Consider the following 22,410-nt stretch of genomic DNA (forward strand, 5'->3'; position numbering starts at 1 on the left):
TTGTTTTTTTTGATTTTTGTTGGGATCCTGACATTAAATCTGTAACAGAAATAAATTTATCTACCAGCATTTGGACAGAAAGCCTGCAATATCCTGCCCTTAACGATTCAGCTAAATTTTAATGTTGCTTTTTTGTAAACAGATTAACACCCTTCAAAAATCCTGCTATGCTGCCGTCGCGGTATCGGGCATTTACCCTACAAACTGCTGTCTCACAGGAGCGTGAAGAAAATCGCCTACCGCATTTTACAATGAGAGCGAGGAGAACCGTCGTGCTAGAAGAATACCGTAAGCACGTAGCTGAGCGTGCAGCCATGGGGATTGTTGCCAAACCCTTAGACGCAACCCAAATGGCCGCGCTGGTAGAACTGCTGAAAAACCCGCCAGCGGGTGAAGATGAATTCCTGTTAGATCTGCTTACCAACCGTGTACCGCCGGGCGTCGATGAAGCCGCCTATGTTAAAGCCGGATTCCTTGCCGCTATCGCCAAAGGCGAAGCGACCTCCCCACTGGTTACCCCTGAAAAAGCCGTTGAACTGCTGGGCACCATGCAGGGCGGTTACAATATTCACCCCCTGATTGAAGCGCTGGACGATGCCAAACTGGCGCCGATTGCCGCGAAAGCGCTGTCCCATACCCTGCTGATGTTCGATAACTTCTATGACGTAGAAGAGAAAGCCAAAGCGGGTAATGAGTACGCTAAACAGGTTATGCAATCCTGGGCTGATGCCGAGTGGTTCCTGAACCGTCCGCAACTGGCGGAAAAAATCACCGTTACCGTCTTCAAAGTTACCGGCGAAACCAATACCGATGACTTGTCTCCGGCGCCTGATGCCTGGTCCCGTCCGGATATCCCACTGCACGCTCTGGCGATGCTGAAGAACGCTCGCGAAGGAATTGAACCGGATCAGCCGGGCGCGGTCGGTCCGATTAAACAAATTGAAGCGCTGCAGCAGAAAGGCTTCCCCCTGGCCTACGTTGGCGACGTTGTCGGTACCGGTTCTTCGCGTAAATCCGCCACCAACTCGGTGCTGTGGTTCATGGGCGACGATATCCCGAACGTACCGAACAAGCGCGGCGGCGGCCTGTGCCTGGGCGGCAAAATCGCGCCTATCTTCTTCAACACCATGGAAGATGCGGGCGCGCTGCCTATTGAAGTGGACGTGAGCAACCTCAACATGGGCGACGTCATTGACGTTTACCCGTTCAAAGGTGAAGTGCGTAACCACGAATCCAACGAGCTGTTGGCAAGCTTCGAACTGAAAACCGATGTACTGATCGACGAAGTGCGCGCCGGTGGCCGTATTCCGCTGATCATCGGTCGCGGCCTGACGACCAAAGCGCGCGAAGCGCTGGGTCTGCCGCACAGCGATGTCTTCCGTCATGCGAAAGACGTAGCGGAAAGCAACCGCGGCTTCTCTCTGGCGCAGAAAATGGTTGGCCGCGCCTGCGGCGTTGCCGGTATCCGTCCGGGCGCTTATTGCGAGCCGAAAATGACCTCCGTCGGTTCTCAGGACACCACCGGTCCAATGACCCGTGATGAGCTGAAAGACCTGGCGTGCCTGGGCTTCTCCGCTGACCTGGTGATGCAGTCCTTCTGTCACACCGCAGCTTATCCGAAGCCGGTTGACGTCACCACGCACCACACTCTGCCGGACTTCATCATGAACCGCGGCGGTGTTTCACTGCGTCCGGGCGATGGCGTTATCCACTCCTGGTTGAACCGTATGCTGCTGCCGGATACCGTCGGTACCGGCGGTGATTCCCATACCCGTTTCCCTATTGGTATCTCCTTCCCGGCGGGCTCTGGTCTGGTGGCCTTCGCCGCCGCGACCGGCGTGATGCCGCTGGATATGCCGGAATCGGTACTGGTGCGCTTCAAAGGTAAAATGCAACCGGGCATTACCCTGCGCGATCTGGTTCACGCCATCCCGCTGTATGCTATCAAGCAGGGCCTGCTGACCGTTGAGAAGAAAGGTAAGAAAAACATCTTCTCTGGCCGCATCCTTGAAATCGAAGGTCTGCCGGATCTGAAAGTCGAGCAGGCATTTGAACTGACCGATGCTTCCGCCGAGCGTTCTGCTGCTGGTTGTACCATCAAGCTGAACAAAGAGCCGATCGTTGAGTATCTGAACTCCAACATCGTCCTGCTGAAGTGGATGATCGCAGAAGGTTACGGCGATCGTCGTACGCTGGAGCGCCGTATCCAGGGCATGGAAAAATGGCTGGCGGATCCGCAACTGCTGGAAGCCGACGCTGATGCGGAATACGCGGCAGTGATCGACATCGATCTGGCGGATATCAAAGAGCCAATCCTGTGTGCGCCGAACGATCCGGACGATGCGCGTCTGCTGTCAGACGTGCAGGGTGAGAAGATCGACGAAGTGTTTATCGGTTCCTGCATGACCAACATTGGCCACTTCCGTGCCGCAGGTAAGCTGCTGGACAGCCATAAAGGCCAACTGCCTACTCGCCTGTGGGTGGCGCCGCCAACCCGTATGGATGCCGCGCAGCTGACTGAAGAAGGCTACTACAGCGTGTTTGGTAAGAGCGGCGCGCGTATCGAAATCCCTGGCTGTTCCCTGTGTATGGGCAACCAGGCGCGCGTGGCTGACGGCGCGACGGTCGTGTCGACCTCTACCCGTAACTTCCCGAACCGTTTAGGTACCGGCGCCAACGTCTATCTGGCATCTGCCGAACTAGCGGCGGTCGCTTCTCTGCTGGGCAAACTGCCGACGCCGGAAGAGTACCAGACCTTCGTCGCTCAGGTTGATAAGACGGCGGAAGATACCTATCGCTATCTGAACTTTAACCAGCTGGATCAGTACACTGAAAAAGCTGACGGCGTGATTTTCCAGACCGCTGTGTAATCCGTTCGGTCAGCCTTGCTGACCGTTTGGCTACAAACTCTCCAATGCCCGCTGAACATTGCATCAGCGGGCATTTTTATTTTTAAACCTCCCACCCGTTGCGCTTTTTTTCTTCCTGTCTGCTGCGATAATTAGGTTATGGGTACAGTGCAGCGGTGACGCATTGCCCTTGCAGAGGAAAAGATTATGGATTACGAATTTCTGCGCGATATTACCGGTGTGGTAAAGGTGCGAATGTCGATGGACCACGAGGCGATTGGTCACTGGTTCAACGAAGAGGTGAAAGATAACCTGGCCCTTCTGGATGAAGTGGAACAGGCAGCGCGCACCGTGAAAGGCAGTGAACGTTCCTGGCAGCGGGCCGGCCATGAATATACGTTGTGGCTGGATGGCGAAGAAGTGATGATCCGCGCCAACCAACTGGAATTTTCCGGCGATGAAATGGAAGAGGGGATGAACTACTACGACGAAGAGAGCCTCTCTCTTTGCGGCGTGGAGGATTTCCTGCAGGTGGTTGCCGCATACCGTGAATTTATGCAGCAGCGTTAATGATTCGTTTTGTGCCGGGCGGCGCGCAACCGTAGGCCCGGCAAGCAAAAGCGCCGCCGGGCATTTCAGGCATTACACCGCAGGTATATTGCGGGCGTAATAAATTTCCCGCATCTCTTTCCACAGCAGGTCGGTAATCACCTTGCGCTCTTGCTCGCTTAACTCTTCCGGTTTGGTGTGGAACATGTAGTGTTTCAGATCGAACTCTTTCAGCATCATTTTGGTATGGAACATATTTTCCTGATAGACGTTCACGTCCACCATGTCATACAGCGACTTCATATCTTCTGACATGAAGTTCTGAATAGAGTTGATTTCATGATCGATAAAATGCTTCATGCCATTGATATCACGGGTGAAACCACGCACGCGATAATCAATGGTTACGATATCGGATTCCAGTTGGTGAATCAGGTAGTTCAGCGCCTTCAGCGGTGAAATCACGCCGCAGGTGGAGACTTCAATATCGGCGCGGAAGGTGCACAGACCGCCTTCCGGATGGCTTTCCGGATAGGTATGCACGCAGATGTGGCTTTTATCGAGATGTGCGACCACGGTCTCAGGCAGCGGGCCCGGATGCTCGCTCTGATCGATAAGCTGCGGGTCGATAGGCTCTTCGCTAACCAAAATGGTGACGCTTGCGCCCTGCGGTTCATAATCCTGGCGTGCGATGTTGAGTATGTTGGCGCCAATGATTGAACAGGTCTCGGAGAGGATTTCCGTCAGGCGATTGGCATTATAGAGTTCGTCGATATAGGCGATATAGCCATCGCGCTCTTCGGCGGTTTTAGCGTAGCAGATATCGTAAATACAAAAACTCAGGCTTTTAGTCAGGTTGTTGAAGCCGTGCAGCTTAAGCTTTTTCAATTTGGTTCACCTCCTCGTTTCAGGTTAGCTGGCGGACAGCGCATCCAGCAGGTACTGCGGTAGCGCGAAAGCCGCGGTATGAATTGCCGGGTTGTAATAACGGCATTTCAGCCCGGCGCTATGGAAGCGGGCCTGAATAATTTCCGTCGACAAATGACGCAGGGCTTCATTATCGGTCGCCCAGGCAAAGGTCATGATGCCGCCATAGTAGGTCGGGATCGCCGCCTGATAGAAGCTGACATCGTTGAAGTAATGGCTGAGTTTGCGATGACTACCGACCGCTTCATCCTGCTGCAGGAAGCTTACGCCGTTCTGAGCAACGAAAATTCCGCCGGGGTTCAGGCAACGTTTACAACCGGCATAAAACGCCGAGGTAAACAGGCTCTCACCGGGGCCAATCGGGTCGGTACAGTCGGAGATAATGACATCAAAGGTTTGTGACGTTTGGTTGACGAAGTTCACGCCGTCATCGATCACCAGCGTAAAGCGCGGGTCGTCATAGGCGCCGGCGTTATGGTTTGGGAGATACTGACGGCAGAACGAGACCACCCCGGCGTCGATTTCCACCATGGTAATGGTTTCGATATGTTGATGGCGGGAGACTTCGCGCAGCATCGCGCCATCGCCGCCGCCAATGATCAGCACGTGCTTTGCGTGACCATGGGCCAGCAGCGGAACGTGGGTCATCATTTCATGATAAATAAACTCATCGCGCTCGGTGGTTTGCACCACGCCATCAAGCGCCATCACGCGGCCAAATGCCTCATTTTCGAAGATGATTAAATCCTGATGATCGGTCTTCTCATGGTACAGCACGTTATCAACGGTAAAATATTGACCAAAATGGTCGTGCAGCGTCTCATGCCACTGATTACTCTCGGCCATGGCTTACTCCTCCTTTGTTAACTTCTGTCGCGCCCGCAAAGCGGGCACCACATCATAGCCAACTATAGGTAGAGATTGATATGGCGAATAGTAAACCATCTGAAGTTTGGCGGAACTCTCGCTTAGCGTGAGGCTTTCGGCGCAGATGCTTTAGGCTGTTGGTCGCTGTTAGGCCTGGCGTCAACAATTCGCACGGTATACACCATCGTCGAGCCAGGCGGAATTTTTCCAGGGATTCCTTTGCTGCCGTAGGCCCGCTCCGGTGGAACAACAATAGTGATGGCGCCATGGTTATTCAGGCGTTTAAGCGGTTCGCGGAAGGTCGCGGGATACTGACTTAGCGCCTGTGACCAGACCTTATCTTCGGCTTCCATATCGTTTATCACGGTACCGTCGATCAAGCTTTCTTTGATAACGACGGTGACGATATCGTTTTCACCGATCTTACCTTTGCCGGGGTAGTCTATACGGCTGTAAATACCCGCTTTAAGCGCTACGCCTTTCTGCGCGGCAAATTGCTGTTGATACTTTTTGCCTTCGCGTAGAGTGTGTTGCTCAAGCTTATCAATGTTCTTGTATAACCGCTGCGAGACGTCGAAAAGCGCCTTATTGCGCGCTTGTTCATCCAGCGCCGGCTTACCGGCAAAAACATCGTTAATGCCCTTAAGAACGGTTTCCTGTTGCAGGTTTAACCCCTTAGCGGCCTGGCTGGACAGCGTTTTAAGCGCATCTTGCCCTATCGACACGCCAACCGAATATGCCTGCTGCTGTGGAGCGCTGCTGAGGTTTAGCGTGGGTGCTTTGGCTGTCGTGGCGGCGGTGGTTTTTACGCCGGCGAGTTCGGCGCTCAGTTTCTGCTGCTCCGCCATTGCCGTAGCCAGCTTATCGCTCAGCGCCTGCTTGTCTGTCTCCAGCGCGTTGAGCTTTACCTTTTGCGCCTGCAGAGCGGCGGCAGAGCGTTTGAGATTATCCGCGGCGTCGACTTTTTCCTGCTGGACGGTATGGACTTGCTGAACAAGCCGTTTGTTTTCCGTGTCCAAAGCAGCGATCCGGCGCTGGAGCTGTTCGATAGTGTTATTCAACGCTGCATTATCTACCGTCGCTGGCATCCTGGCGGGAGGTGGCGATTTGAGCTGTGCCTGCAGTTGGCGGATGGTCTTATCTTTGTCGGCGATGAGAATTTTTTGCGCGGCCAGTTTTTTGTGCAGCGCTGCCGTGTTGTTCTCGCGGGCTCGGGAGGGTTTACTGACCTCCGGTGCCGGAGGTATCTCTTTCTTCTCTTTTTTCTCCTGCTGCTGGACATAGTTGAGAAACGCAGGCGCGCCGTCATCCGCGTGCGCATGACTAATAAAAAGGGACGCCAGCAAAATGAAGGCCAGCGTCAATATATTAAGGCGATTTATCATGGCGCCTGTCACTTCACCGCATTATCGCCGCGCATGACCAGGCTATCGATCAGCGACTTTTCAATATCGGCGCAAAGCTTAATGGATTTAAATTGATACATGGAATCGATGCCCTGACGGGTTGGGTCGGCGACTTTCGTACGCACCGAGTTATATTGCGACGCCGCGCCTATCAGGGCGGTGAATTCACTACCCAGTCTTGAAGCTTCTTTCGGATTGACTTCTTTTAACGAATCCAACGCCTGGCGGCAGGCATTAAGTCGCTCCTGCTCAGCGGCCAGCCGCAGCTTTTCATTCTGCTGCGCGTCGTTGGCGATGGCGATTGGCGGCGTTATGGGAGCGTTAGCCTGACGATGCGCCTGGCAGCCAGCTAACATGAGAACAGTGAACGGAAGTAAGCGAAAAACAGGTGAGATATTCAAAATGTCATTCCATTGCAATAAGAGAGGTTGCAGGCGATTTTAATTAGCCAGCAGGTCTTTGCAATAAACGATGAGTTGAATTGTTTACTCTCGAATGTGATTTTTACTGATAAATTAAGCTTACAGTTAATTAATAAAAACAGAGAATAACCGAGAGCATGAAATAAAAATATTGTTTAATGAATTCATGTTTAGTCAATATTAACGGAGATGGGAAGTCAGAAATCTACAGAGACAGCCGCATCGCCGCGGCTGCAGATAGGCTTACTTCACATAGGCCAGCAGGCTAAGGGAGTCACGCGCCAGAGCTTTGCACTTTTTGGCGGTCGGGATTTTGATACCGCTGAGATCGCGATAGCTGTCCTCACCTAATGCTTTCATATTAAAGCTATCGTAGTTGCTGAGATCCCATTGGTTTTGCTGGGCAAAAAAGACCAGCGCGCGGCGAATTTGCGTATTTGGCAAATTTTGATAGCCGCAATCGTTTTTCAGGAATACAAATACCGCCGTTAAATCAGCCATATCTTCCGCTTCGGACTCGTTTAATGCATAGCTATTGGCGGAGAGGGCGAGCAGGCTGCCAAACAGCATTGTTCTGAAAAACGTCTTCATTTTTTCTACCATTGAAACACGGACAATCAAAGTTAGCATACTTCTTTACACCACGCAGAGCTTTATTCACAAGCTTCTGCTTGACCTTCCCGTTGCGGGAGGGTTTAAGCTTAAATATTCACCAGCAGAATAAAAGGATGTGAAAATGCAACGTCGTGAGTTTATCAAATTAGGCGCCGCGCTTGGCGCGGTCAGCGCCTTACCGCTCTGGAGCCGTTCGGTATTCGCTGCCGGCCGTCCGGCTTTGCCGGTTCCGGATTTATTGACCGCCGACGCGCGCAATCGCATTACGCTGACGATTCAAGCCGGAAAGACGCAGTTTGGCCCGCATCTTGCGACGACCTGGGGCTATAACGGCAACCTCCTCGGCCCCGCGTTGAAGCTGAAGCAAGGTGAAGCGGTAACGGTAGATATTCATAACCGCCTGGCGGAGGAGACCACGGTCCACTGGCACGGACTGGAAGTGCCTGGCGAAGTCGATGGCGGTCCGCAGGGCGTCATCGCCGCAGGAGCCTCAAGGACGGTGAAATTTACGCCGACGCAGCGAGCGGCAACCTGCTGGTTCCATCCTCATCAGCATGGTAAAACCGGCCGTCAGGTCGCGATGGGGCTGGCGGGTTTGGTGCTGATTGAAGATGTCGAAAGCGGGCAATTACTGCTACCGAAGCAGTGGGGAATTGATGATATTCCGGTGATCGTGCAGGACAAAAGATTCAATGCCAATGGCGAAATAGATTATCAGCTCGATATCATGAGCGCCGCCGTTGGCTGGTTTGGCGATACCCTGTTGACGAACGGCGCGCTGTATCCCGAACACGCTCCGCCGCGCGGTTGGCTGCGTCTGCGTCTGCTTAATGGCTGTAATGCCCGCTCGCTGAATTTCGCTACCAGCGATCGCCGCCCAATGTACGTAGTAGCAAGCGACGGCGGCCTGTTGGCGGAACCGGTCAAAGTGAGCGAACTGTCGGTGCTGATGGGTGAACGATTTGAGGTGTTGATTGATACCCGCGATGGGAAGGCATTTGATCTGCTGACGCTGCCGGTGAGCCAGATGGGGATGGCGATTGCGCCATTTGATAAACCGCAACCGGTGCTCCGTATACAGCCGCTATTGATCCCGGCCTCCGGTAAGTTACCCGATACTTTGGCGGCGATGCCTGCGCTGCCCTCACTGGAGGGGCTGACGCAGCGCACGCTGCAGCTGTCGATGGATCCTATGCTCGACATGATGGGAATGCAGGCGTTGATGAAGAAATATGGCGACCAGGCGATGTCCGGTATGAACCATGGGATGATGATGGATCATGGTGACATGGGCAATATGAATCATGGCCAGATGGAGACTATGAACCACGGCGGCGGCGGCATGGCGCATGGAACCTCATCAGGAAAGGGCTTCGATTTCCATAACGCCAACCGCATCAACGGCAAAGCCTTTGATATGAATGTGCCGATGTTTGCCGCGGCCCGAGGTCAGTACGAGCGCTGGCTGATCTCCGGCAAGGGCGACATGATGTTGCATCCTTTCCATATTCATGGCACGCAATTCCGTATTCTGAGTGAAAATGGCCAGGCGCCGGCGGCGCATCGTCGCGGCTGGAAGGATACGGTAAGAGTGGAGGGCGGGGTGAGTGAAGTGCTGGTGAAGTTCGATCATCAGGCGCCAAAGGAGTTTGCCTATATGGCGCACTGTCATCTGCTGGAGCATGAAGATACCGGGATGATGTTGGGGTTCACCGTTTAGGGCTGTGCGACCTGCCGCCTTCTCCTGTGAGGGGGGCAAATAAAAAAACGGCAACTTTCGTTGCCGTTTTGCATTTTACTTCGCATCATCCGGTAGCGCGTAGGCAACGATGTAGTCACCCATCTTGGTACCGAACGAGCCATGACCGCCGGCAGAGATGACAACGTACTGCTTGCCATTCACTTCATAGGTCATCGGCGTCGCCTGGCCACCTGCCGGCAGACGCGCCTGCCACAGTTTTTCGCCATTGCTCATGTTGTAAGCGCGCAGGTAGTTATCGGCGGTGGCGGCGATAAACAGCACGTTACCGGCGGTTGAGATCGGACCGCCCAGCATCGGCATACCCATATTGAACGGCAGCGGGACAGGCAGCGGGAACGGCAGACTATCCTGCGGCGTCCCGATGCGTTTTTTCCACACCACTTCATTGGTCTTCAGATCCAGCGCCGAGATATAACCCCATGCCGGTTGTTTACACGGCAGGCCAAACGGCGACAGGAACGGGTTCAGGGTGACGCCGAACGGGACGCCATACTGCGGCTGAACGCCGGACTCGGTACCAGAGCCTTTCGCGTCTTTTGGCGGCTCCATCGGGTTGCCCGGGCCGCGCGGGATTAATTTAGAGACGAAAGGCAGCGCCATCGGGTTGGCGATAGCCACCTGACGGTTTGGATCGACGGAGATACCGCCCCATTCAAACATCCCCAGGTTACCAGGGAACACCAGCGTGCCCTGTTCAGACGGCGGAGTGAAGATACCTTCATAGCGCATCTGATGGAAGATAACGCGGCACACCAGCTGGTCAAACATGGTGGCGCCCCACATGTCTGCGCCGGTCAGGTCTTTCTTCGGACGGAAACTCAGCTCGGAGAACGGCTGGGTTTTAGCGACATAATCGCCTTTCGCCGCACCTTGCGGAACCGGTTTTTCCGGCGCCGGGACCACCAGTTCGCCATTACGGCGATCCAGCACGAAGATGTTGCCGGTCTTGGCCGGAGCGTAAATCACCGGTACGGTTTTACCGTTCACATCAATGTCGGCCAGCGTCGGCTGCGACGGCATATCCATATCCCACAGATCGTGGTGTACGGTTTGGTAGCTCCACGCCAGTTTCCCGGTGGTTGCGTTCAGCGCCACGATAGAGCTGGCGTAACGTTCCTGTTCCGGCGTGCGGTTGCCGCCCCAGATATCCGGGGTGGTAACGCCCATCGGCAGATAGACTAAATCCAGCTTCGCGTCATAGGCGGCAGGCGCCCAGGAGTTAGGTGAATTGAGTGTGAAGTGATGCTCATCGCTCGGGATCGCATTAGGGTCTTTCGCGCCCGGGTCAAAGGCCCACAGCAGTTTACCGGTATTCACATCAAAGCCGCGGATCACGCCTGATGGCTCGCGGGTTGAGAAGTTATCGGTTACCGCGCCGGCAATGACGATAGTCTTATCAGTGATAATCGGCGGCGACGTCGGTTCATACATACCCGGCGTGGTTACCGGCATATTGGTTTGCAGGTTGAGAATGCCTTTGTTGGCAAAGGTTTCGCACAGCTTACCGTTGTCGGCGTTCACCGCGAACAGACGGCCATCGTTGACCGGCAGAATAATACGGCGCGGGCAGTCGGCGACGACGTCGGCAGGGGCGTTATCTGCTTTGGCTTCATGATAGGAAACGCCACGGCAGGTCACGTGCTGGAACGACGGATCGGCGTTCAGCTGCGGGTCAAAATGCCACTTCTCTTTACCGCTGGCCGCGTCAAGCGCGAACAGACGCTGGTGCGCGGTACACAGATACAGCATGTCGCCAACTTTAATCGGCGTCACTTCGTTAGTGATTTCACCCGGATCGTTCGGCTGCTTCAGGTCGCCGGTGCGGAATACCCAGGCTTCCTTCAGGTTCTTCACGTTATCGGCGTTAATTTGCTTCAGCGGTGAATAACGCTGGCCTTCCTGGTTGCGGCCATAGGCCGGCCAGTCGCTATCGGCGACGGTAGAAATCGGCGCAGCCGGCGTCGCGTCAGCGCTCAGCGTACCGTTCACTTCCTGCGGGTCGTTGAAACCGGCCCAGGTCAGGATCCCGCCGCTAATCAGCAGGGCGATAACCAGACCGCCAACGGCGCCGGCGGAAGGGATCGGTAGACGGCGCCAGACAAATGGCAGAATCAGCCAGATGCCGAAGAAGACCAGGATGTCGCTACGCGGCGTCAGCGCCCAGAAGTCGAAACCGACTTCCCATACCCCCCAAATCATGGTTGCCAGCAGCAGGGCGGCGTACAGCCACAGCGCAGCGCGCTTGCCGCGGAACAGCATAACGGTGACGGCCAGCATCACCAGACCTGCGATAGGGTAGTACCAGGAACCGCCGATAGCGGCCAGCCATACCCCACCGATTAACAGATACAGGCCACAGAATGCGGCAAACAGCGCCGTCAGCGTGACAAGTAACCGTGATTGTTGAGATTTTGTTTCTGCCATAGAAAGACACTCTTCAGTTGTTAATTTTTTAACTGCAATTAATTATAGGATTTAACAACTGTGATCGGAATCACAAATATGGCTTTATTATTCACTGCACCGAAGATTTCGTTTTGCTGGTATACTGTATCGCTTGCCGGTCAACGTCGATGTGAAAGCAACGGCTTTGAAGATTTATCCTAAGAATCAAATGGTTAGTTTAATGAAACATACTGTAGAAGTGATGATCCCGGAAGCCGAGATCAAAGCGCGTATCGCCGAACTGGGTCGTCAAATTAATGAACGCTACAAAGACAGCGGCAGCGAAATGGTGCTGGTGGGTCTGCTGCGCGGTTCATTTATGTTTATGGCTGACCTGTGCCGTGAGGTTCAGGTGCCGCATGAAGTCGATTTTATGACCGCCTCCAGCTATGGCAGCGGCATGTCCACCACCCGCGATGTCAAAATCCTTAAAGACCTGGATGAAGATATTCGCGGTAAAGACGTATTGATCGTCGAAGACATCATCGATTCCGGCAATACCCTGTCTAAAGTGCGCGAAATCCTCAGCCTGCGCGAGCCGAAATCACTGGCTATCTGTACGCTGCTGGATAAACCAAGCCGTCGTGAAGTGAACGTCCCGGTGGAGTTTGTCGGTTTTGCGATTCCGGATGAGTTCGTGGTGGGCTACGGCATCGACTACGCTCAGCGCTATCGCCACCTGCCGTACGTCGGTAAAGTTATCCTGCTGGACGAGTAATTATTGTTGCGGTCCCGGATAGGGTGAGCGCCTTATCCGGGGCGGTGAGCGCGGCGGCTATTTATGGTTGGCGTGCTTGCTCTTGAGATTGGAAATCCCGTGGCGATAGCGCTGCTCGAGGGTTTCCCGGCTGACGGCGGTGACATCAAGATCGCGCAGTAGTCCGTCGTGAATACCATAAGCCCAGCCATGGATCGTCACCTTTTGGCCACGTTTCCACGCCGATTGCATGATCGTCGAGTGTCCCAGGTTGTATACCTGCTCCATCACGTTCAGTTCGCAAAGCGTATCCAGACGCCGATCTTCCGGCATTTCACCGAGCAGCGAGCTGTGTTTAAACCAGATATCGCGAATGTGCAGCAGCCAGTTATCAATAAGCCCCAGTTCCGGGTTTTCGACCGCCGCCTGTACGCCGCCGCAGCCGTAGTGGCCGCAGATAATAATGTGTTCGACTTCCAGTACGTCAACGGCGTATTGCACCACCGACAGGCAGTTCAGGTCGGTGTGGATCACCAGATTGGCGACGTTACGATGTACGAATAGCTCACCGGGTTCCAGGCCGGTTAAGCGCTCCGCGGGGACGCGGCTATCGGAACAGCCAATCCACAGAAAGCGCGGTTTCTGCGCCTGCGACAATTTCGCAAAGAAGCCGGGGTCCTCTTCCACCAGCATTTTTGACCATAGTGCATTATTGCTGATGAGTGTATCTATATCATTCATGGACGTTTACGGCCTGTAACCAAGTAAGTGCGTTGCGCTAATATAGGGTAAGCTCACCTTTTTGAAAACAATCTTTACCCGTCATACTTCATGCTGCAGGTGCGTTGGCTGCACTCGTTCACCCCAGTCACTTACTTATGTAAGCTCCTGGGGATTAATGAGGGACATCCTTGTCCCTCACTCGAGGCCAGCCTTGGGCTGGGCAAATTCGTTCCTGACGAATTTGTCGCTCATTTGCCGCGTTACTCGGCCAGTGGCCTCGCCCCTACGGGGCCAGCGCAAGCGCTGTTCAAAACGAGTAATCGTTTTGTCCTGCAACATGAATTATTTGGGTAAATTAGATGTGAAGACACGAGAAGAGACATTTAATGACCATTGCTCTGGAATTAAAACAGCTCAAGAAAACCTATCCCGGCGGGGTTCAGGCGCTGAAAGGCATTGACCTGCAGGTTGAAGCCGGCGACTTTTATGCGCTGCTGGGCCCGAACGGCGCGGGGAAATCCACGACTATCGGTATCATTAGTTCGCTGGTTAATAAAACCTCCGGCCAGGTTAATGTATTTGGCTACGACCTGGAAAAAGATGTGGTGAACGCCAAGCGCCAGCTCGGGCTGGTGCCGCAGGAGTTCAACTTCAACCCATTCGAAACCGTACAGCAAATCGTGGTTAACCAGGCGGGTTACTACGGCGTTGAGCGTAAAGAAGCAATTTTGCGTAGCGAAAAGTATTTGAAACAGCTCGATCTGTGGGAAAAGCGCAATGAACGCGCGCGTATGCTCTCCGGCGGGATGAAGCGCCGCCTGATGATTGCCCGCGCGCTGATGCATGAGCCGAAGCTGCTCATTCTTGATGAACCCACCGCTGGCGTTGATATCGAACTACGTCGCTCAATGTGGGGGTTCCTCAAAGATCTCAACGATAAAGGCACCACCATTATCCTCACGACCCACTATCTGGAAGAAGCGGAAATGCTGTGTCGTAATATCGGCATTATCCAGAGCGGCGAGCTGGTGGAAAATACCTCGATGAAGGCGCTGCTGGCTAAGCTGAAATCGGAAACCTTTATCCTCGATCTGGCGCCGAAAAGCCCGCTGCCAACCCTCGACGGGTATCAGTACCGACTGGTTGATACCTCGACGCTGGAAGTTGAAGTGCTGCGCGAGCAGGGGATTAACAGCGTTTTCGCCCAGCTAAGCGCCCAGGGCGTGCAGGTATTAAGTATGCGTAACAAGGCCAACCGTCTGGAAGAGCTGTTTGTCACGCTGGTGCACGACAAAAAAGGAGAATCAGCATGATGCAGCTGTACTGGGTCGCGCTGAAAAGCATCTGGACCAAAGAGATCCACCGGTTTATGCGTATCTGGGTTCAGACGCTGGTGCCGCCGGTGATCACCATGACCCTCTATTTCGTCATCTTTGGCAATCTGATCGGCTCGCGGATCGGCGAGATGCACGGTTTTACCTATATGCAGTTTATCGTGCCGGGGCTAATTATGATGGCGGTGATCACCAACGCCTACGCCAACGTCGCTTCGTCGTTCTTTAGCGCCAAGTTCCAGCGCAACATTGAGGAACTGCTGGTGGCGCCAGTGCCAACCCACGTGGTGATCGCCGGTTACGTCGGCGGCGGGGTGGCGCGTGGGCTGTGTGTCGGCATTCTGGTGACGGCTATCTCGCTGTTCTTCGTCCCGTTCCAGGTTCATTCCTGGCTGTTTGTCGCCCTGACGCTGATTTTGACGGCAATTCTGTTCTCGCTGGCGGGCCTGCTCAATGCGGTGTTTGCGAAAACCTTCGACGACATCAGCCTGATCCCGACTTTCGTGCTGACGCCGCTGACCTACCTGGGCGGGGTGTTCTATTCGCTGACGTTGCTGCCGCCGTTCTGGCAGGCGCTGTCGCATCTCAACCCTATCGTCTACATGATTAGCGGCTTCCGTTTTGGCTTCCTCGGCATTCATGACGTCCCGCTGGCGACCACCTTTGGTGTGCTGGTGGTGTTTATCGTGGCCTTCTATATTCTGTGCTGGTACCTGATCCAGCGTGGGCGCGGCCTGCGTAGCTAATCCTCTCTACAAGCGCCCCCGCTAATTTCACCTTGCCGGGGCGCTAAGCGGTAATTTTTGATACCCATCACCCCACCTCAACGCTTGCCCTGCTAAATTGTTTGCCTGCTAAGGAGGTAGGCGATGTTAGGTTGGGTAATTACCTGCCATGATGAGCTGGCGCAGGAGATGCTGGATCGTCTGGAGAAAAAGTTTGGCCCGCTGGCGCAGTGCCGGGCGGTGAATTACTGGCGTAATCTGAGCGTCAATATGCTGAGCCGCATGATGTGCGATGCGCTACATGCCACGGACTGCGGCGATGGCGTGATTTTTCTCACCGATAAAACCGGTGCCGCGCCATATCGCGCCGCCGCGCTGATGAGTCACAAACACACCCACTGTGAAGTTATTTCCGGCATTCGCTATCCATTGCTGGAGGAAATGTATTTACAGCGCTATACCCTCAGCAGTGATGCCTTCCGTAATGCTATCGTTAGCGCTGGAGGCCCGACGGTGAGCAGTCTTTGGCATCAACAGCAAAAGAATCCGCCTTTTCGTCTACTGCATGATACGTTCGGAAATTAGGCATTAGCATTGATGCCGCTTTTGTTACAATGGCGGCATTCAGGTTTACCGGTTCGATGCGCATGTTTGCCCGAGTCATAACATTATTCCTTTTGCTGACGTCAGTCAGCGTTTCCGCTAGCCTGCTCAGCCAACAGGGCGTCCCCGCACGCTATATGCAAGTCACGGAAGATGCCGATATCTGGGCGCAGGTCGGCAACCATGTAGTGAGCGTCGGCAACGTTCGCGCCGGGCAGATCCTCGCCGTGGTGCCGACCACGGCAGACTATTATGAATTCAATTTCGGCTTCGGTACTGGCTTTATTGATAAAGGACACCTGGGGCCGGTGCAGGGCGCGAAACGGGTTGAGGATAATCTGGGTGATTTACATCAGCCGTTGAGCAATCAGAACCTGCTGACCTGGAAAGACACGCCGGTTTACGATGCGCCGTCAGTGGGCAGCCCGCCGTTTGGCACCCTGGCCAATAACCTGCGCTATCCCATTATCAGCAAGCTGAAAGACCGCCTTAATCAAACCTGGTATCAGATTCGTATCGGTAACCGGCTGGCGTGGGTAAGCAGCCTGGACGCGCAGGAGGATAACGGCATTCCGCTACTGACTTATCACCATATTCTGCGTGATGAAGAAAATAGCCGTTTCCGCCATACCTCGACCACCACCTCGGTGCGCGCTTTCAGTAACCAGATGACCTGGCTGCGTGACCAGGGCTATACCACGCTGACGATGTATCAACTGGAAGGGTATTTACGTAACAAGGTTAATCTGCCTGCGCGCTCGGTGGTGATTACCTTTGATGACGGCCTCAAGTCGGTGAATCGCTACGCTTATCCGATCCTCAAGCAGTACGGCTTCCACGCTACGGCATTTATTATCTCATCGCGGATCAAACGTCATCCGCAAAAGTGGGATCCGAAATCGCTGCAGTTTATGAGTATCTCTGAGCTCAGACAGATTCAGGACGTGTTTGATGTGCAGTCGCATACCCATTTTCTGCACCGGGTCGATGCCGCCCGTCACCCGATATTACTCAGCCGGAATTATCACAACATTCTCTTTGATTTCGAGCGTTCCCGGCGAGCGCTGAGCCAGTTTAATCCGCACGTGCTGTATCTTTCGTATCCGTTCGGCGGCTATAACGCCACGGCGGTCAAGGCGGCGAACGATGCCGGTTTTCATCTGGCGGTAACGACGGTGAGAGGGAAGGTGAAACCGGGGGATAATCCGTTCCTGCTGAAGCGGTTGTATATCCTGCGTACCGATTCGCTGGAGACGATGTCGCGGCTTATCAGCAATCAGCCGCAAGGGTAAACCGGCGCTGCGGCTGAGCGCAGCGCCGTAAGAATCAGGCGACCTGCACCGGAATAGCTTTCGCCTGGCGCTTCATTTCGTTATCGCCTTCGAAATAGGCGATCTTCGGCTGCCAGGTGCGGGCTTCTTCGTCAGACATGGTCACGAAGCTGGCGATAATGAGGATATCGCCGACGCTTGCGCAGTGCGCCGCAGCGCCGTTGACGGAGATAATCTTCGAACCACGCTCGGCGGCGATCGCATAAGTCGAGAAACGGTTACCGTTGGTCACGTTCCACAAATGAATGGCTTCATTTTCCAGAATACCGGCCGCTTCGAGGAAATCCTGGTCAATGGCGCAGGACCCTTCGTAATGCAGGTCAGCCTGCGTGACTTTAACGCGGTGGAGCTTGCCCTGCAGCATATTACGCATCATAACTTCTACCTTCCAACCTTTATGTAGCAAAGCGGACACGGCATCCGCTTTGAGAAAATAACCCGATTTTTCGTTCCGGACTACTGGCCCAGCTCGACGATTTTGTTATCAATCAGACGCGCCTGGCCCAGCCATGCCGCCATCAGGATCACCGCGCGTTTGCTGGCATCAGTGAGCTCCAGCAGGGTGTCGGCATCACGGATCTGGATATCGTCGGCGCGAAAACCTGATTCGTTGAGCTCCTGCTCGGCGATGGCAATGATTTCCTCGAGGTTACGCTCGCCAGCGGCAAGTTTATCCGCCACCGAACTCAGCACTTTGTACAGACCCGGGGCGATTTTGCGCTGTTCGGCGGTCAGATAACCGTTGCGCGAACTTAGCGCCAGGCCGTCTTTCGCGCGGATAATCGGCACGCCGACGATCTCGATGTCGTAGCCCATATCGGCGACCATTTTGCGGATCAGCGCCAGCTGCTGGAAATCTTTCTCGCCGAAGCAGGCGACATCCGGCTGCACCAGGTTGAACAGCTTGCTGACAATGGTCGAGACGCCGCGGAAGTGGCCAGGGCGGCTGGCGCCTTCCAGCATGGTCGACAGGCCAGGAACGTCAACGAAAGTCTGTCCTTCAGTACCCTGCGGATAAATTTCCGCCGGCGCCGGTGCAAAGACAAAATCGACCTTGCGCTTGTTCAGCTTTTCGCAATCTTCCTGCAACGTACGCGGGTAGCGCGCCAGATCGTCCGGGCGGTCAAATTGCATCGGATTCACGAAGATACTGACCACCACGACATCCGCGCAGGCTTTGGCTTCATCGACCAGCTTCATATGGCCATCGTGCAGGTTGCCCATGGTGGGAACCAGCGCAATGCGCTTGCCTTCCTGGCGTAAACGACGGATATGCTGGCGCAGCAGCGGCAGGGTTTCAATTATCAGCACAACAAGACTCCTTAATGGAAACTATGTTCTTCGCCCGGATAGGCCCCGGATTCGACTTCGGCAATATACTGCCGTACCGCGGCGCGGATGTCGCCCGCTTCTGCGAGGAAATTCTTCGCGAATTTAGGAATATGGCCGCCGGTGATCCCGAAAGCGTCATGCATCACCAGGATTTGCCCGTCGGTGACGTTACCTGCGCCGATGCCGATAACCGGGATCGTCAGCGCTTCGGTAATGCGTTTTGCCAGCTCTACCGGCACGCACTCCAGCACCAGCAGCTGCGCGCCAGCCGCTTCCAGGGCTAACGCGTCATCGAACAGCGCCTGCGCCGCATCGCCGCGCCCCTGAACTTTATAGCCGCCAAAAACGTTCACCGACTGCGGCGTCAGGCCGAGGTGACCACAAACCGGTACCGCGCGTTCCGCCAGCATCCTGACGGTATCAGCCAGCCACGCGCCGCCTTCAAGTTTGACCATATTGGCGCCGGCGCGCATCACGACGGCGGCATTTTCGAAAGTTTGCTGCGGCGTGGCGTAGGCCATAAACGGCAGGTCGGCGAGCAACAGACTGTTCGGCGCGCCGCGACGAACCGCGCGGGTGTGGTAAGCGATATCGTCAACGGTCACCGGCAGCGTGGAGTCGTGGCCCTGTACCGTCATCCCCAGCGAATCGCCCACCAGCAGGACGTTAATGCCTTCATCGGCAAAAAGCTTAGCGAAGCTGTAGTCGTAGGCGGTGATAGTGGCGAAGCGCTTTTTCTCCTGTTTGCATTTCTGCAGCAGGGCAATGGTGGTCGGTTTCATAACGTTTCCTGATGATGAAAGTCATATTAACCGGCATTCTAACAGCAGCATTCAGGGGGGCAATGATTTTGGGCAACCGATTACCACTATCGCCGTAAATGCTAAAAAAGGGAGTAGAGGTTACCAGAGAGCGGGTTTTTCGGCGCCCAGATTTTCCAGCGCGGCGCGAAGGGCGAGGCCATCGGGGAAGTAGAGCTGTGGGGCGATTTCAAACAGCGGCCAGAGCATAAAACCGCGATTTTTCATATCGTAGTGCGGCACCGTCAGACGCTCGCTGTTAATGACCGCATCGCCAAACAGCATGATGTCGAGGTCCAGCGTACGCGGCCCCCAGCGTTCGGCTTTGCGCTCCCGTCCCTGCTGCAGCTCAATGCGCTGAGTGTGATCGAGCAGCGCTTCTGGCGCGAGCGAGGTTTCAAGCGCGACGGCGGCATTGAGATAGTCGGGCTGATCCTGCGGCCCCAGCGGCGGCGTACGGTAGAGCGAAGACACGCTCGCCACGCGGCTGTCCGGAATGTCGGCCAGCGCGCGGATAGCGGCATTCACCTGCTCGAGCGGCGAGGCGAGATTACTGCCAATGGCGATATAGACCAGGGTCATGCGTTACCCTGACGCGGCGCGCGTTTACGCGGGCGGCGATGGCGGCGGCGCGGAGCCGGATCGTCGCCGAGATCGTTGAGCATATCTTTCTGTTCCGGCGGCGCGGCCACCTGGAACTCACCCCACCATTTGGTCAGGCGCTGCAGTTCGTGGTTGTTCTCGGCGCCTGCGCGCAGTTCAAGCAGGTCATAGGCGGCGCGGAACTTCGGATGCTCCATGAGTTTCCACGCGCGTTTGCCCTGACGGCGGGACATACGTAGCTGCAACTGCCAGATGTCGCGCACCAGGGTGGTGATGCGTTTAGGGATTGCCAGCGTCCGGCAGGCTTCATCCAGTACATCGTTCATCGCCAGCGCGAAGGCGTCGTAATAGGCCAGTCCGCTCTCCTGCGCGATTTTCTGCGCCATTTCCAGTAACGGATACCAGAACATGACCGCGAACAGGAACGCTGGATTGACGCGCATATCGTTATGCAGGCGGTTATCGGTATTCTTCAGCACCTGGATAATGATACGTTCCATCGGGCTATCGCCGCGCTCGGTGAAGTAGCGGGTGATTGTCGGGAACAGCGGCTGGAACAGGCTGTATTCGCGCAGCAGTTGATAGGTTTCATAACCATAACCTGCCTGCAGCAACTTCAGCACTTCTTCAAACAGACGCGCTGGCGGTACGTCGTGTAGCAGGGCGGCCAGACGTGGAATTGGCTCGGCGCTTTCGGCGCTGATGCGCATATGGAGTTTGGCGGCGAAGCGTACCGCGCGCAGCATGCGCACCGGATCCTCACGGTAACGGGTTTCCGGGTCGCCAATCAGGCGAATTACCCCTTCCTGCAGATCGCGCATTCCACCAACGTAGTCACGTACGGTGAAATCCGCCACGCTGTAATAAAGGCTGTTGATGGTGAAGTCGCGGCGCTGGGCATCTTCTTCGATAGAGCCGAAGATGTTATCGCGCAGCAGCATGCCGTTCTGGCCGCGCTGGGAGGTGACGCGGTCGTTGGTGTGGCCTTCGTGATGGCCGCGGAAGGTGGCGACTTCAATGATTTCCGGCCCGAACATCACGTGCGCCAGGCGGAAGCGACGGCCGACCAGGCGGCAGTTGCGGAACAGTTTACGTACCTGATCCGGGGTCGCGCTGGTGGTGACGTCAAAATCTTTTGGCTTCTTGCCCAGCAGCAGGTCGCGAACGCCGCCGCCGACCAGGTAAGCTTCGTAGCCCGCCTTGTTCAGTCGATAGAGCACCTTGAGCGCGTTTTCACTGATATCTTTGCGGGAAATTGCATGCTGTTCACGCGGGATCACCGTCATATGCGTTTGTTCGACGGCGGCAGCCTCTGCCTCGCGCTCTTCACGGCTTAGCACCTTGCGGCAAAAATTAGCGACTCGGGTAAAAATGGTGCACCTCGTAGTGTCAGACGAACTTCGGATAAAACATTACTCTATAGGCTTCAGGTTGCATTTAAACGGCAAATTCAGGGGCAACCTGAAGGGCGACGAGCAAAAATAGCGGCTAATCATAGCTCAGCGGGAGCCATTTGAGAATGCTGGATTTTTGCAGGTTGCCAGTTGGCTACCGCTTGTTTGAGTAAATCTTCAATACTCAGCGCTTGCCAATCCTCGACGACATCCTGATTCAAAAATGTTAATGCCCGCACAATTTCCGGGCGCGGATCGCCCTCCGGCAGGGCCGGGGCGTGGTTCTGTTTTGAGAGCTTATTACCTTCAGCATTCAGCGCCAGCGGCAGGTGCACGTAGTCTGGTACAGGCCAGCCAAAGTGTTGATACAGCGAAATTTGTCGTACCGTTGGCTCGATAAGATCGGCGCCGCGAACGATTTCGCTGACCCCCTGAAAATGGTCGTCAACCACTACCGCCAGGTTATAGGCGAACAGCCCGTCGCGACGATGGATGATGAAATCTTCCCGCGCCAGCGGTTCGTCGGCGACGAGGGTCCCGCGCAACTGGTCATAAAATTCCAGTACCGGACGGGTCTGGCGCAGGCGCAGCGCGGCGTTTTCGGCGCCAAGGCGCAAATCGCGACAGTGACCGTCGTAGATCCCCCCGACGCTGTGAATGCGCGCGCGGGTGCAGGTGCAGTAGTAGCAAAGATCCCGATCGCGCAGCCAGGCGAGGCGTTCGCGATAAGCATCGTGCCGCTGGGATTGCCACAGTACTTCGCCGTCCCAGTGCAGACCGTAGCGATCGAGCTGTCGCAAAATGGTGTCGGCGGCGCCAGGAACTTCCCGCGGCGGGTCGATATCTTCAATGCGTACGCGCCAGATACCGCCTTTCGCCCGCGCTTGTAGATAGCTGCCAAGGGCGGCGATTAATGAGCCGAAGTGGAGTTCGCCGGAAGGTGAGGGAGCAAAGCGCCCTATATAGTCTGAGTCGGTCATGTTAAACACAAGGGGAATCAGGCGGGAGAAACTCCCGCCAGAGAGT

22 protein-coding genes are annotated in these 22,410 nt (G+C 55.1%); 9 read left to right on the plus strand and 13 right to left on the minus strand.

What is annotated here, in order from left to right:
* The first annotated feature begins 272 nt into the window (after window positions 1–272).
* Entirely contained in the window at window positions 273–2,870 is a 2,598-nt protein-coding gene (gene acnB, locus PGR29_RS20375) for a bifunctional aconitate hydratase 2/2-methylisocitrate dehydratase (RefSeq protein ID WP_316425201.1), read from the plus strand.
* 186 nt (window positions 2,871–3,056) lie between these two features.
* Complete coding sequence (gene yacL, locus PGR29_RS20380) at window positions 3,057–3,419, plus strand: protein YacL (protein ID WP_015368214.1); 363 nt, start codon at window positions 3,057–3,059, stop codon at window positions 3,417–3,419.
* Window positions 3,420–3,491: 72 nt separating this feature from the next.
* On the opposite strand, the gene speD is transcribed toward yacL, so the two are convergent.
* The 5 genes from speD to PGR29_RS20405 form a co-directional block, all read right to left on the minus strand.
* Entirely contained in the window at window positions 3,492–4,286 is a 795-nt protein-coding gene (gene speD, locus PGR29_RS20385) for an adenosylmethionine decarboxylase (RefSeq protein WP_015368213.1), read from the minus strand.
* Window positions 4,287–4,310: 24 nt separating this feature from the next.
* Window positions 4,311–5,171, minus strand: a complete 861-nt coding sequence (gene speE / locus PGR29_RS20390) for a polyamine aminopropyltransferase (RefSeq protein ID WP_316425202.1) — start codon at window positions 5,169–5,171, stop codon at window positions 4,311–4,313.
* Window positions 5,172–5,293: 122 nt separating this feature from the next.
* Window positions 5,294–6,577, minus strand: a complete 1,284-nt coding sequence (locus PGR29_RS20395; protein ID WP_316425203.1) for an FKBP-type peptidyl-prolyl cis-trans isomerase N-terminal domain-containing protein — start codon at window positions 6,575–6,577, stop codon at window positions 5,294–5,296.
* A gap of 8 nt (window positions 6,578–6,585) precedes the next feature.
* Window positions 6,586–6,999, minus strand: a complete 414-nt coding sequence (locus tag PGR29_RS20400; RefSeq protein WP_271031942.1) for a hypothetical protein — start codon at window positions 6,997–6,999, stop codon at window positions 6,586–6,588.
* Window positions 7,000–7,263: 264 nt separating this feature from the next.
* Entirely contained in the window at window positions 7,264–7,611 is a 348-nt protein-coding gene (locus PGR29_RS20405; protein ID WP_087860926.1) for a YacC family pilotin-like protein, read from the minus strand.
* Window positions 7,612–7,756: 145 nt separating this feature from the next.
* Between PGR29_RS20405 and cueO the strand changes: the two genes are divergently transcribed.
* Complete coding sequence (gene cueO / locus PGR29_RS20410) at window positions 7,757–9,355, plus strand: multicopper oxidase CueO (RefSeq protein WP_316425204.1); 1,599 nt, start codon at window positions 7,757–7,759, stop codon at window positions 9,353–9,355.
* Window positions 9,356–9,430: 75 nt separating this feature from the next.
* On the opposite strand, the gene PGR29_RS20415 is transcribed toward cueO, so the two are convergent.
* Window positions 9,431–11,821 carry a glucose/quinate/shikimate family membrane-bound PQQ-dependent dehydrogenase gene (locus tag PGR29_RS20415; RefSeq protein WP_316425205.1) on the minus strand — a complete coding sequence of 797 codons (2,391 nt, stop codon included), beginning with the start codon at window positions 11,819–11,821 and terminating at the stop codon, window positions 9,431–9,433.
* A 78-nt stretch (window positions 11,822–11,899) separates the two neighbouring features.
* On the opposite strand from PGR29_RS20415, the gene PGR29_RS24950 reads away from it, so the two are divergent.
* On the plus strand, window positions 11,900–12,004 hold the full coding sequence (locus PGR29_RS24950; RefSeq protein ID WP_370429761.1) for a hypothetical protein: 105 nt from the start codon (window positions 11,900–11,902) through the stop codon (window positions 12,002–12,004).
* A 19-nt stretch (window positions 12,005–12,023) separates the two neighbouring features.
* A complete protein-coding gene (hpt, locus tag PGR29_RS20420) occupies window positions 12,024–12,560 on the plus strand; it encodes a hypoxanthine phosphoribosyltransferase (protein WP_015368206.1) in 537 nt (178 codons plus the stop codon).
* 57 nt (window positions 12,561–12,617) lie between these two features.
* Here hpt and can read toward each other — a convergent pair whose 3' ends face one another.
* Entirely contained in the window at window positions 12,618–13,280 is a 663-nt protein-coding gene (gene can / locus PGR29_RS20425) for a carbonate dehydratase (protein WP_045390077.1), read from the minus strand.
* Window positions 13,281–13,648: 368 nt separating this feature from the next.
* Between can and PGR29_RS20430 the strand changes: the two genes are divergently transcribed.
* The 4 genes from PGR29_RS20430 to PGR29_RS20445 all read left to right on the plus strand — a co-directional run bounded on the left by PGR29_RS20430 (window position 13,649) and on the right by PGR29_RS20445 (window position 17,216).
* On the plus strand, window positions 13,649–14,575 hold the full coding sequence (locus PGR29_RS20430) for an ABC transporter ATP-binding protein (RefSeq protein WP_015368204.1): 927 nt from the start codon (window positions 13,649–13,651) through the stop codon (window positions 14,573–14,575).
* Window positions 14,572–15,342: an ABC transporter permease gene (locus tag PGR29_RS20435; protein ID WP_015368203.1), complete on the plus strand. Its 771-nt coding sequence runs from the start codon at window positions 14,572–14,574 to the stop codon at window positions 15,340–15,342. The genes PGR29_RS20430 and PGR29_RS20435 overlap by 4 nt, the downstream gene beginning before the upstream one ends.
* A 123-nt stretch (window positions 15,343–15,465) precedes the next feature.
* On the plus strand, window positions 15,466–15,906 hold the full coding sequence (locus PGR29_RS20440) for a PTS sugar transporter subunit IIA (RefSeq protein WP_015368202.1): 441 nt from the start codon (window positions 15,466–15,468) through the stop codon (window positions 15,904–15,906).
* Between the two features lie 56 nt (window positions 15,907–15,962).
* On the plus strand, window positions 15,963–17,216 hold the full coding sequence (locus PGR29_RS20445) for a polysaccharide deacetylase family protein (protein ID WP_316425206.1): 1,254 nt from the start codon (window positions 15,963–15,965) through the stop codon (window positions 17,214–17,216).
* A 34-nt stretch (window positions 17,217–17,250) separates the two neighbouring features.
* Here PGR29_RS20445 and panD read toward each other — a convergent pair whose 3' ends face one another.
* The 6 genes from panD to gluQRS form a co-directional block, all read right to left on the minus strand.
* Entirely contained in the window at window positions 17,251–17,631 is a 381-nt protein-coding gene (gene panD, locus PGR29_RS20450; protein WP_087860863.1) for an aspartate 1-decarboxylase, read from the minus strand.
* 80 nt (window positions 17,632–17,711) lie between these two features.
* The gene (panC, locus tag PGR29_RS20455; RefSeq protein ID WP_213317269.1) at window positions 17,712–18,566 is read right to left on the minus strand and encodes a pantoate--beta-alanine ligase; all 855 of its coding nucleotides are present in this window, start codon (window positions 18,564–18,566) and stop codon (window positions 17,712–17,714) included.
* Window positions 18,567–18,577: 11 nt separating this feature from the next.
* Complete coding sequence (panB, locus tag PGR29_RS20460) at window positions 18,578–19,369, minus strand: 3-methyl-2-oxobutanoate hydroxymethyltransferase (protein WP_087860861.1); 792 nt, start codon at window positions 19,367–19,369, stop codon at window positions 18,578–18,580.
* A 120-nt stretch (window positions 19,370–19,489) separates the two neighbouring features.
* Window positions 19,490–19,969: a 2-amino-4-hydroxy-6-hydroxymethyldihydropteridine diphosphokinase gene (gene folK, locus PGR29_RS20465; RefSeq protein ID WP_213317270.1), complete on the minus strand. Its 480-nt coding sequence runs from the start codon at window positions 19,967–19,969 to the stop codon at window positions 19,490–19,492.
* Window positions 19,966–21,363, minus strand: a complete 1,398-nt coding sequence (gene pcnB / locus PGR29_RS20470; protein WP_087860859.1) for a polynucleotide adenylyltransferase PcnB — start codon at window positions 21,361–21,363, stop codon at window positions 19,966–19,968. Before pcnB ends, folK begins: the two co-directional genes overlap by 4 nt.
* Window positions 21,364–21,482: 119 nt before the next feature.
* Window positions 21,483–22,364, minus strand: coding sequence for a tRNA glutamyl-Q(34) synthetase GluQRS (gene gluQRS / locus PGR29_RS20475; protein WP_087860858.1), 882 nt, complete (start codon window positions 22,362–22,364; stop codon window positions 21,483–21,485).
* Window positions 22,365–22,410 lie beyond the last annotated feature (46 nt).

It is taken from the genome of Klebsiella sp. 141203 (assembly GCF_032601985.1).
Classification (GTDB): Bacteria; Pseudomonadota; Gammaproteobacteria; order Enterobacterales; family Enterobacteriaceae; genus Klebsiella; species Klebsiella aerogenes.